Consider the following 11927-nt stretch of genomic DNA (forward strand, 5'->3'; position numbering starts at 1 on the left):
GTACCGATGCGGTGAACAAGTATTACAACCGGTAGTACCCGGTATTTCCAGTAATAAAAGAATGGTTAACAGCTGATTGAGCTAGTGTATGCTATTAAGGCCGCGCTGGGCTGCAAGTGGCTGTGTTTGTATAATGCAATATTATTGCAGTAGTAATTTTGTATGAGCAGGAGATGAGCTTATTTAGCCTGATGCTTATGTGATGTTTATGGAAACTAAGGATAGGGATTTTTTGTGGGGTGGCAAACGTTCATTGATATACAGCTCTTTACATTCCCCTCCTTAAAAAAGTGTTGCGGAAAGACAGGAGTTAGTCCGACTGAACCCCGCCTTTCCGCCCCAGCTCGTTTAAGATTGGATAGCTTGACGCTGCTGCTACTTTCTTCTCACCCGCACACGCTCCATTTTTTGCAGCTTCTGGTTTACCAGATGCGCCAGCAAAACCATGGAAGCAATAAGCAGACACGCCAATTTGAATAGTAGACCGGTTTTCATAGGTATAGGATTTAAAATAAGTTATGGTTTTTTTGACTAAGCGCTAATTAATGGGTTAGCAGCCAGTCAGTTACTCTCTCGATTTTTTAATGGACAGTTTTGCTAATTTGATTTAGCACACGCGCTAAAAAAAAATTCACATTAAGCTTACCGCAACATTTGCCAGGAATCAAATTTTCGAAGCAATTTTGTGAAGGTATCTCCCAAACGAGTCATGGAACGTTGTTCCCGATTCACCAGGAACGTTACCAGGAGTGCCACAGACAGCACCACCATTAGCAGCATTAGGCATAGCGTTTTCATAGTTAGGATGTTTGTTTTTGTACTTGTGAACCTCTGACTGTAAATATAATTTAAATTCTCATATAAAGCATAGTTCGCATAAAAAAAAATTTAGGTACCAAAAGAAATCCACGGTGAATAACTTTATACTTGGGATGATAGCCTGAATCCTTTATTTTTGCCCGTAACCGGGTTTTGCTAAAAGATTTAGTAACCTTACGGGGACCTTACGTAGAAAATGTTTTAATATATATATGGCAGTTACAGACAAATCGGAAAAGGACAATAAAGATCTTTTTGCGGCCTATACAGAAGACTCTATCCGTTCGCTGGATTGGCGTGAGCACATTCGCCTGCGGCCGGGTATGTATATTGGTAAACTGGGGGATGGCACCAGTATGGACGATGGTATCTACATCCTTATTAAAGAGGTGGTAGATAACTGTATTGACGAACATACCATGGGCTTTGGCAAGCAGGTAGACATTAAGGTATCTGAGCACAGTGTAACGGTGCGCGACTACGGCCGCGGCATACCGCTGGGCAAGGTGGTGGATGTAGTGAGCAAGATCAATACCGGCGCCAAGTACGACAGTAAAGCTTTCCAGAAATCTGTAGGTTTGAACGGGGTGGGTACCAAAGCGGTAAATGCCCTGAGCAGCTACTTTAAAGTAACCGCCGTACGCGACGGTCGCATGAAAGTAGCGGAGTTTGAACGCGGCGTGCTTACCAAAGAGCATAAAGAAGCCGCTACCAATGAAAGCAATGGTACGCTGGTAACCTTTACCCCGGATGATACGGTTTTTAAGAACTATCATTATATACCGGAGTTCCTGGAAAACCAGATCTGGAACTACTGCTTCCTGAACGCAGGGCTCACCATCAATTTCAACGGGCAGAAATATATTTCCAAGAACGGTTTGCTGGACCTGCTGCAGCGTAAAACCAATGCGGACGATCTGCGCTATCCTATCATTCACCTGAAAGGCGAGGATATAGAAATAGCCGTAACGCATGAAAACCAGTATGGTGAGGAATATTATTCCTTTGTGAACGGGCAGCATACCACCCAGGGCGGTACGCACCTGGCAGCTTTCCGCGAAGCCTTTGTAAAAACTGTACGTGATTTCTATAAAAAGGATTATGACGCCACGGATATACGCGCCTCTATTTGCGCCGCTATCTCTGTAAGGGTGCAGGAGCCGGTATTTGAATCCCAGACAAAAACCAAGCTGGGCTCGCTGACCGTATTTGAGAATGGCCCTTCTATGAAGGCGTTTGTGCTGGATTTTTTAAGCAAGCACCTGGACGATTACCTGCACCGTAACCCAACGGTAGCAGAGGCCATGAAAAAACGTATTGAGCAAAGCGAACGGGAACGCAAGGAGCTGGCCGGTATTAAAAAGCTGGCCAATGAGCGGGCTAAAAAGGCCAACCTGCACAACCGTAAGCTGCGCGATTGCCGTTTTCACCTGAATGATGAGCTGACCGGTAAGGAAAAAATTGAGCAGGAAGCCCGCCGCCTGGATACAGTGATCTTTATAACGGAAGGCGACTCCGCCAGCGGCTCCATTACCAAATCCCGCAACGTGGAAACACAGGCCGTATTCAGCCTGCGTGGTAAACCGCTGAACAGCTTTGGCCTTACCAAAAAGATCGTGTATGAGAATGAGGAGTTTAACCTGCTGCAGCACGCGCTGAATATTGAAGAAGGGCTGGAAGGCCTGCGTTATAATAAAATTGTGGTAGCTACTGATGCCGATGTGGATGGTATGCACATCCGCTTACTGCTGCTTACCTTCTTTTTGCAGTTCTTCCCCGACCTGGTGAAGAACGGGCACGTATACATCCTGGAAACGCCGTTGTTCCGCGTGCGGAATAAGCAGGAAACCATTTATTGTTACAGCGAAGAAGAAAAGCAAAAGGCCGTGAAAAAGCTGGGCAGCAAACCGGAGATCACCCGCTTTAAAGGATTGGGTGAAATATCACCGCAGGAGTTTGGCCGTTTCATTGGGGAAGATATGAAGGTGGAACCGATCATCTTATCCAAAGATGTGCACATTCAAAAGCTGCTGGAATATTACATGGGTAAGAATACGCAAACGCGGCAGGAGTTTATTATTAGCAATCTGAGGTATGAGAAGGACCTGGTTGCCGAGTAATTAATAATGAAGAATGAATAATTAATAATCGTGAAGCCGGTAGAGCGAGTGAATTGACAACCCTAAAATTTAATATTGTGAAAGGCAATAATATTGTTCAGGAGAAGGCTTTTAAATTTGGAGTAAGGATTGTGAAGTTGTACAGGTATTTATATAAAGGGCCTAACTTGTTGCCATTGTTAAATCAAATATTAGGGTGTGGAACGGCTATAGGAGCAAATATTGAAGAGGCGATAGGAAGTGTGTCAAAGAAAGAATTTATTGTAAAAATGCAAATTGCCTATAAAGAGGCAAGAGAAACCAGATATAGATTGAAATTATTAATGGAGTCCGGAGAAATGGATCTGAAGCTGGGAAATTCAATTATACATGACTGTGAAGAATTATTTAAAATAATGACCACTATTTTAAATACTTCCAGACAGTATACCTGAATTTTAAGTGCAGATCTTCGACCTCGATTATTAATTCTTAATTATTAATTGTTAATTAATGTTATTACATATCGTATTCGGACAGGCCTCCAAACCGGTGCTGGCAGCCGCTTTTGAGCTGGACGAAAAGTTAAACGGGGAAATACTTTGTTTTGAGGATGACCTTTCTGTAGGCCCTTTGTTTATACTGGATACCAAGGATGGACAGTCGAACCGCCGCCAATGGTGGCAACAGCTGGCCGGCTTACAGCCACAACCACAGCCGGTAGCTGCCGCTGCGGAGGAAACAGCGCCGCCGCCGGCAGAAGAAGAGCCCTGGGCAGATGCAGAGCTGGTGAAACAGTTAAAAGCCCTTTTAAAGGCAGAACCGGAGCAGGAAGTATGGATCTGGGCCGGGCAAAACGCCCGCGATGTATGTGGGTATTACTGGCTGGTAAGCCAGCTGTATGATTTTGCAGGCCGTATACACATCATTTACCTGAACAACCTGCCTTTCCTGAACGAGAAGAATGCAGTGTTTTATCCTACCCACCTGCACCAGATATTACCCAAAGAATTCCTGAAAGCTAAAAAGCTGGCCCGCCCGGTATCCCTGGCGGAGTTTGAGCTGGATGGCGATGAATGGCACCGTTTAATGAACGAGAATGCCGGCATACGCCTGCTGGAAGGTGGCAAAAAAATAAAAGGCGAACCTGCTGTACATTATGATAAAGAGCTGCTGCAGCAAAGCAGCAAGGAATTTCAGAAAGCCGCCAAGGTAGTAGGGCAGGTAACCGGTAAATTAAAATACCCGGTGCTGGACCAGTATCTTGCCTGGCGCCTGAAAGAGCTGATAAAAGAAGGGCAGCTGGAAAGCAGGGGAGAGCTGAAAACGATGAAAGATTTTGAAGTGAAATTGCCGGGCGGCGGGGAAGAAGCGCCTGCGGAACAACCGGCGGAACCGGCAGCGGAATAAAATACGTGCCGGTAGAACCGGCACATAAAACATATTTATGGTAACGGTAACACCTTTGGAATTATTAGGGCAGGATGAGCGGGGCGCCAATTACATCTGGAGCTCTGACCGTACCGGTGATTTTATGATGTGCATCCGTAAAGCAGGCAGCAGCAGCGGCCAGCATTACCATGAAGGCAAAAGTGCTTACAAGAACCCGGAGATACTTTTTGTAATGACAGGCCAGGCGGAGCTGCACTGGTGCCCGCTGGGTGAAAAAGAAATACGTGTAACGCCTATTACGGCGCCGGCAAAGGTGGTAGTAGCCATCAACATCTGGCACCAGCTGGTAGCGGTTACCGATTGTGCGTTAATAGAAATGAACTCCATTGCCGATGTGCAGCAGGATTCGGTGAGGATCTGGCGGGAGGAATTTGAGAGAATGCTGAAAGCGTAAAGCGCAAAGCATAAAGCAGAAAGCATAAAGCAAAAAGCTGAATGCTCCATTAAAAGCTAAAAGCCCAAAGCTAAAGGCTAAAAGCTAAAAGCCAAAGGCCAAAAGCCAAAGGCCAAAGGCCAAAGGCTAAAAGCTAATAAACAAAGGTTATGAGTGATATTCAAGATAATCTGCCAAACGAAGGCTCCGAATCCCTCCACAACATCATTCACGTAGGTGGGATGTATGAAAACTGGTTCCTGGACTATGCTTCCTATGTAATACTGGAGCGTGCGGTACCCAGTGTGGAAGACGGGTTAAAACCGGTGCAGCGCCGCATTCTGCACGCCATGAAGGAAATGGACGATGGCCGTTTCAACAAGGTGGCCAACGTAATAGGGCAAACCATGCAGTACCACCCGCACGGGGATGCCTCTATCAGCGATGCCATTGTGAACCTGGGACAAAAAGAGCTGCTGATAGAAACACAGGGTAACTGGGGCGATGTACGCACCGGCGACGATGCAGCGGCTGCCCGTTACATTGAGGCGCGCCTTTCAAAGTTTGCGCTGGAAATAGCCTTTAATGCCAAAACCACTACCTGGCAGCTGAGCTACGACGGCCGTAAGAACGAGCCGCTTACCCTGCCCATGAAGTTCCCGCTGCTGCTGGCACAGGGCGCGGAAGGTATTGCGGTGGGCCTCTCCACCAAAATATTACCGCATAACTTTTGCGAGCTTATAGATGCTTCCATTAAATACCTGCGTGGCAAAAAATTTGAGCTGTACCCCGACTTTATGACCGGCGGCATGGTTGATGTAGCCGGGTATAACGATGGGAAGCGCGGCGGCAAAGTGCGCGTACGTGCGCATATTGAAGAAAAGGATAAAAAAACACTGCTGATAAAGGATGTGCCTTATGGCATTACCACTACACAGCTGATGGAATCCATTGTAAAGGCCAATGACAGCGGCAAGATCAAGGTGAAGAAGGTGGTGGATAATACTGCCAAAGATGTAGAGATAGAAGTGCAGCTGGCGCCCGGTATTTCACCGGATATTACCATTGATGCGCTGTATGCCTTTACGGATTGTGAAATATCTATTTCGCCCAACGCCTGTATCATTGTAGAAGATAAACCGCAGTTCGTAACAGTATCTGACCTGCTGCGGCACTCAGCCAACTTTACCCGCGAGCTCCTGAAAAAAGAGCTTGAAATAAAGCTGGCAGAGCTGGAAGATAAATGGCACTATACCTCCCTGGAAAAGATCTTCTTTGAAAAAGGCATCTACAAGGAGCTGGAACAAAAACATAAGGACTGGGAAGCCGTACTGGTAGCCATTGATAAAGGTTTTGGCCCGTATAAGAAACAGCTGAAACGGGAAATTAGCCGGGAAGATATTGTGAAGCTAACGGAAAAGCCCGTACGCCGTATTTACCGCCTGGATATCAATGAGCTGAATGAACAGATCAAAGCAATTGATGCGGATATCAAGCAGGTAAAATACGACCTGGACCACCTGGTGGATTATACCGTGGGTTATTATGAGAACCTGCTGAAGAAATATGGTAAAGGCCGCGAAAGGATCACAGAGATCAAAACCTTTGATACCATACAGGTGCAGCAGGTGGCCATTGCCAATACCAAGATCTATGTGAACCGTGCAGATGGTTTCATTGGTACTTCCCTGAAAAAAGATGAATTTGTAGCAGACTGCTCTGACCTGGATAACATCATCGTTTTCCGCCGCGATGGTAAAATGCTGATCACCAAAGTATCTGATAAAACTTTTGTAGGCAAGGATATTATTCATGTAGATATTTTCCGTAAGGGCGATGAGCGCACTACCTACAACATGATCTACGTGGATGGTAAAACCGGTATCAGCTACGCCAAACGATTTAACGTAACCGGTATTACCCGCGATAAGGAATATGACCTGACCATTAAAGGAGAAAAGAACTCCAAGGTGCATTACTTTACCGCCAACGCCAATGGCGAGGCAGAAGTGGTGAGCATTAAGCTAAGCCCCAACTGTCCGGCGCGTAACAAGGAGTTTGACCTGTTCTTTGAAACCATTGCCATTAAAGGCCGTAACTCGCAGGGCAACCAGGTAACCAAGTACCCCATCCGCAGCGTGAAGTTTAAGGAAAAAGGCGTATCTACCCTGGCCGGCCAGAAGATCTGGTATGACGTGGCTGTAGGCCGCCTGAACACTGAAGAACGCGGTGTGTATATTGGCAGCTTTGAAGGAGAGGATAAGATCTTTGTGGTGTATAAGAACGGTACTTATGTGCTTACCAACTTTGAGCTTACCAACCGTTATGAACCGGATGATGTGATCTACATCGAAAAGTTCAACCCGGAAAAGATAGTGACCGCCATTTACTTTGATGCAGATAAGAAACAGTTCAATGTGAAACGTTTTAAGATTGAAACGCAAACAATGAATAACAAGTTCCTGTTCATTAAAGAAGGCGCCGGTAACTACCTGGAGCTGGCCACTACGCACTCTGATCCTATTGTGCTGCTGAAAACAGGCAAAAAGCGCAGTCCGGAAGAAGAAGAAGTGAACCTGGGTGAGTTTGTGGAAGTAACGGGCTGGAAAACAGTAGGTACACGTATTGCCGGGGAAGACCTGGTAAGTGTGGAGCTGCTGTCTGAAGATGAGGATCCGGACCCGGAAGAGAATATACAGGGAGAACTGTTTTAATTACGAATTATTTAATTACGAATTACGAATGATTGGAAATACTTCATTCGTCAATTGTGGTTCGTAGTATGCACAAATACAAAAGCGGAAGGTTTGAAGTTAAGGCGATTATGCTTGTTTCAAACCTTTCGCTTTTATTTAATTTTATAATCTCAATTTCAATTATAAATTCACCCCGTCAAACTTAATCATCCGCTGCATTATAATTCGTAATTAAATAATTCGTAATTGATTCAGAACGGTTTCCCATGCGTAGACCTTATAATCTGCCTCGCTAACCCCGGCATATAACGCATTAAACCAACCAAAAAAGTAGCCCGGCTTTCAGTGCCCAGGAAGGCCTGAAGGACACGGCCCATAAACAGGCGCGAGGTGAAGTGCTTGTTCCAGTAGTGCCGGTAACAACGTTCCATTTCCTTACGGGTGATCTTTTGCTGCAGCAGCTCATGGATCTGGTCAAAGGCCAGCTTGGCGCCGTGCATGGCCATGCTCATGCCGTTGCCGCAAAGAGGCGTGATCATGCCTGCAGCGTCGCCCACCATTAAGATATGGTTCTCTACAGCGGCCTTTTTGGAAAAGCTGATCTGGGAAATGGCCAGCGGCTGCTCATACAGGAAAGTGGCCTCCGTAAAGATCTTTTTCAGGTATGGATTGCGGTATAATACTTCCCGCTCCATTTGCGGAATGCTGTTGTTATGCTTTTGCAGGTTGGCGGCCGTGGTCAGGTAACAAAGGCAGCACTTACCCTCTTCAATACGGGCAATACCGCAATAACCATCGTCGAAATTATGCAGGGCGATCAGCTCTTCGGGGTGATCATATTGAATGTGGTATTTAATACCAATGTAGTTATTGAGCTTGCCGGGCGGCTGTTGTACAAAGGGCCGTTTCCACTTTACATCCAGATTGCTGCGTTTGCCAAAGGCGCCTGCTGCAATAAAGGCGGTAATACGCCGACCCTGATCGGCATTGATGACAAAGCGGTTATTCCTGAACTGCACATCCTGCACCTTGGTTTGGGTAAGCACATGTACGCCTTTCTTCTGGGCAATTTCATATAAGGTATTATCCAGCAGGTAACGGCTGACGCCAAAACCGCCCAGGGGCAGATCTGTCGTGTAGGCCTGGCCGTGGGGGTCGGAGAGCAGCAGCTTCCGGATCTGCGGCAGGTTCATATTTCCTACCGGAACACCCAGCCTTTCCAGGAAGCCCCTGCTTTCCAGGCTAATGTATTCCCCGCAAACTTTATGAAAAGGGTATTGTTCTTTTTCCAGCAGCACCACGGTATAACCTGCTCCGGCACACTGAATAGCCAGGCTTAGCCCCGCAAGGCCGCCTCCTATCACAGCAATATCATACCGGTTGTCATTCATGGTGCTTAAAAGTAACCAGGTGACGAAAAGCCCATTGCCATTGCACGCCGGCCGGTGGCAGCCCCGCCTGTGCCAGTAAACCCTGCCATTCCCGCTTTTTAAAGCCCCTGGCCACACTTAGCGGCGCATCATTCTTTACCAGGTAAGAGCGGGAAAATAATTTAGTAAGCATGCGTATGGAGTGGTAAGCCAGCCAGTGCCTGTGCAGATCATTAATAAAAAAGCCGGTGCTGCAGTGCTGCTGCATCCATTGCAGCTGTTCTATTAAAGCGGCATCGGTAAAGTGGTGGCAGAAAAGGCTGGAAAAAATTACATCCGGTTTATCCGTAAACGTTACATCGCGGTAGTCATTCACGATCCAGCGGGTGTGGGATTGCAGTATCTGCTTTTGCTCGGCATATTCAATGCAGGTATCTTTTATGTCAATGCCCGTAAAGGTTACGCTGATGTGCTTGCGTTTGCACCATTGCAGCAGCGCTGCCAGGTTATCGCCGCCACCGCAGCCTATTTCACATACATGAATGCGGGTGCGGCCGTTCAGCAGCTGCTGCAGGCCGCGGATGGTAATACGGTGCCCGCCCAGCCAGCGGTTGATGTTATCCAGCTCCCGCAGGTTTTGCTCAATGTCTTTGAATGGAATGTTGTCCCCATCCAGTAATTCCGGCTTGTATGAACGTTGTGCGAGGTTCATTTTACGGAAGCGATAAATGTTTCCATTGTTAGCCCCGGGCCAAATGCCACTCCAAAGATCTTTGCCGGTTGGGGGGGATGCTGCAGCCCTGCTAATATATCCTTTAGTATAAATAAAATAGTTGCTGACGACATGTTGCCATAATCTTCCAGCACTTTGCGGGAAAAGTACAGGTCATCCGGGTTCAGCGCCAGCTGGTGCTCAATTTCATCCAGGATCTTACGGCCGCCGGGGTGTATGCACCAATGGGTAATATCCTGCTGTTTAATGTGGCTCTTTTGCAGTGCTTCCTGTACCAGCCCGCTGATATCTTCTTTAATAAGATGCGGGATATAGCTGCTCAGCGACATCAGGAAACCCTTGTTGCTGATGCCCCAGGCCATATCCAGCTTGCCTTTAAAGGCTATGTTGGCGCAAAAGCCGTCAATGCTTAGTGTAGGTTTGCTGCGGGCAGTACCTGCGGGCTGGTTGGCCAGCAACACTGCTGCGCTGCCATCGGCAAACAGCAGGGCGCTGGCGGCATTGTCCGGCGTATAATCCTGCTGAAAATGCAGGGTACACAGCTCTGTAGCTACGATCATTACTTTGGCCTGCGGCTCCAGATCGCAGATCATCTTCCCTAACTTTAACGCATGTACGGCCGCATAGCAGCCCATAAAGTTTACGGATGTACGAAAAATGCCGGGCGACAGCTGCAGCGCTTCTATGATCTCCAGGTCCAGGCCGGGTGCGCTCATGCCGGTACAGCTTACGGTAATAAGATGGGTAACGGCTGTTACCTCCATAACCCCTTCCATACATTGTTCTATGGCCTGCAGTGACAGCGGCAGGGCCTCCTGTTTGTACAGGGCCATACGTTTATCAACCGTTAGTAAGGTGCCGTTAGCGCTAACAGCCGTGGTTTGGGTAACGGTCCATTCCTCCTCCGGCAGGCTATAATCCGGTAATACGGAATAGCGGGTTTGAATACCGCTGTGCCGGTATAAAAAAGCCAGCTTGCGCTTATCGGTTTCATCTAACTGGTGTATCTGCTGCATAAAACGCAGGATATCGCCCTGCTGGTGACGATAAGCGGGTACCGCGGTGCCTATGGAAATGATATCAGCCAAAATGATGTAGAATTAGTAATACAATGAAAGCCATGTTAGTACAGGTACCTGCCAATATGTTCATTTGCATGGTACGCTTAAAGTCCGCCCTGGAAGCATCCCTCCACACCTGTATAAGCCAGCGTATGAAAAAGAAGATAACGGGGATGAAAAATAGCTGCAATATCACAAAATGACGGAGCTGCTGTTGCTGTTGATAATGAACAAACAACAGGCCAAAGGCAATGGCATACATGCCGGCGCAGAACAAAAAGGTGCCACGCCTGCCCAGCTTCATGCTTAAGGTGGTTACCTGATCCTTTGCATCTGCCTCATGCTGGTATACCTGCGTAATAGGGTAGAAGCCGCCTATAAGAAAAGCTGCTGCTATGGCCGGTATCCAGGGAAAGGGCAGGTTACTGTTCACTGCGGAACCGTAATACACCATGCAAAATACCAGTGCGCCCTGGTTCAGGATCACGGTGAGGTAACCTATGACCGGGAAACGTTTTAAACGGATGCGCCGGTTACTGTAAGCCCGGGAGCAAAGGATATAACAGCCTAAAGCCACTGCAAACCACGGAGATACGAGGAATGATAGTAGAAAAGCCGCTACATCCATCCACACTGTTACATAGAACAGCTGCCGCGTAGGCTGCATGGGTTTAGCCACCCCGCCAATGCTGCCTTCGTCGCGGTCCATATAGCTGTTATAACCATTACTGGAGGGGTATAACAGCACATGCAGCAGTATAAAGATGAGGATGGCTTTGGGCCAGTTGATAGCTGGTACAAAGCTCAGCGCAAACCAGTACACCGGCATGAGGAAGTAGGAGAAAGGAAAACGCAGCAATTGTATTGTGGAGGGTTGTAGCATGCAGGGCGCTTATTTTTTTACGGGTACCGATATATCTACTTTAAAATCGCTGCCCAGGATAAAACTGGAACCTCCTACCTGGTAGTCTTCCCGGTTCACTGTTATGTTTGCGGTGAACAGGCCGCCGCTGGCGGTTTTGCTATAGTTAAAGGGCATGCTGATCTCTTTTTTAACCCCGCGTATTTCCAGGATGCCGTTGGCTGTATACCCTTTATCAGACTTTTTAATATCGCCTGAGGTAAAGCGGATCAGCGGAAACTTATCGGCATACAGGTATTTTTCGCCTTTGGCGTGTTTGTTCTTTAAACCGTTGCCGGTATTCACGGAGGCGGTGCTTACCGTTACATTGAACTTTGAGCCGGGAAGATCGTTCTCGTCAAAAATAATGTCCCCTTTTAAACCGGTGAAGGTGCCGGAAGCGCCTTTGCCATCAAATTTAAT

Annotated in this window: 10 protein-coding genes; 5 read left to right on the plus strand and 5 right to left on the minus strand. The window is 47.3% G+C overall.

Features of this window, described 5'->3' with window-relative positions:
• Positions 1-1031 precede the first annotated feature (1031 nt).
• The 5 genes from VIM87_RS03170 to VIM87_RS03190 all read left to right on the plus strand — a co-directional run bounded on the left by VIM87_RS03170 (position 1032) and on the right by VIM87_RS03190 (position 7457).
• Positions 1032-2939 (plus strand): DNA topoisomerase IV subunit B, encoded by a 1908-nt coding sequence (locus VIM87_RS03170; protein ID WP_331995562.1) that lies wholly within the window; start codon positions 1032-1034, stop codon positions 2937-2939.
• Between the two features lie 77 nt (positions 2940-3016).
• Positions 3017-3373, plus strand: a complete 357-nt coding sequence (locus tag VIM87_RS03175) for a four helix bundle protein (protein WP_331995563.1) — start codon at positions 3017-3019, stop codon at positions 3371-3373.
• A gap of 58 nt (positions 3374-3431) precedes the next feature.
• Entirely contained in the window at positions 3432-4328 is an 897-nt protein-coding gene (locus VIM87_RS03180; protein WP_331995564.1) for a DUF1835 domain-containing protein, read from the plus strand.
• A 37-nt stretch (positions 4329-4365) separates the two neighbouring features.
• Positions 4366-4764 carry a hypothetical protein gene (locus tag VIM87_RS03185; RefSeq protein WP_331995565.1) on the plus strand — a complete coding sequence of 133 codons (399 nt, stop codon included), beginning with the start codon at positions 4366-4368 and terminating at the stop codon, positions 4762-4764.
• Between the two features lie 149 nt (positions 4765-4913).
• Positions 4914-7457, plus strand: a complete 2544-nt coding sequence (locus VIM87_RS03190; RefSeq protein WP_331995566.1) for a DNA gyrase/topoisomerase IV subunit A — start codon at positions 4914-4916, stop codon at positions 7455-7457.
• 233 nt (positions 7458-7690) lie between these two features.
• Here VIM87_RS03190 and VIM87_RS03195 read toward each other — a convergent pair whose 3' ends face one another.
• The 5 genes from VIM87_RS03195 to VIM87_RS03215 all read right to left on the minus strand — a co-directional run.
• Complete coding sequence (locus VIM87_RS03195; protein WP_331995567.1) at positions 7691-8830, minus strand: NAD(P)/FAD-dependent oxidoreductase; 1140 nt, start codon at positions 8828-8830, stop codon at positions 7691-7693.
• Positions 8823-9521: a methyltransferase domain-containing protein gene (locus tag VIM87_RS03200; protein ID WP_331995568.1), complete on the minus strand. Its 699-nt coding sequence runs from the start codon at positions 9519-9521 to the stop codon at positions 8823-8825. The genes VIM87_RS03195 and VIM87_RS03200 overlap by 8 nt, the downstream gene beginning before the upstream one ends.
• A complete protein-coding gene (locus VIM87_RS03205) occupies positions 9518-10630 on the minus strand; it encodes a type III polyketide synthase (protein ID WP_331995569.1) in 1113 nt (370 codons plus the stop codon). Before VIM87_RS03205 ends, VIM87_RS03200 begins: the two co-directional genes overlap by 4 nt.
• Positions 10623-11486: a UbiA family prenyltransferase gene (locus VIM87_RS03210; RefSeq protein WP_331995570.1), complete on the minus strand. Its 864-nt coding sequence runs from the start codon at positions 11484-11486 to the stop codon at positions 10623-10625. Before VIM87_RS03210 ends, VIM87_RS03205 begins: the two co-directional genes overlap by 8 nt.
• 9 nt (positions 11487-11495) lie before the next feature.
• The coding region (locus tag VIM87_RS03215; protein ID WP_331995571.1) for a YceI family protein at positions 11496-11927 on the minus strand (432 nt) is incomplete at its 5' end.

The sequence above is a fragment of the Chitinophaga sp. genome (assembly GCF_036569125.1).
Classification (GTDB): Bacteria; Bacteroidota; Bacteroidia; order Chitinophagales; family Chitinophagaceae; genus Chitinophaga.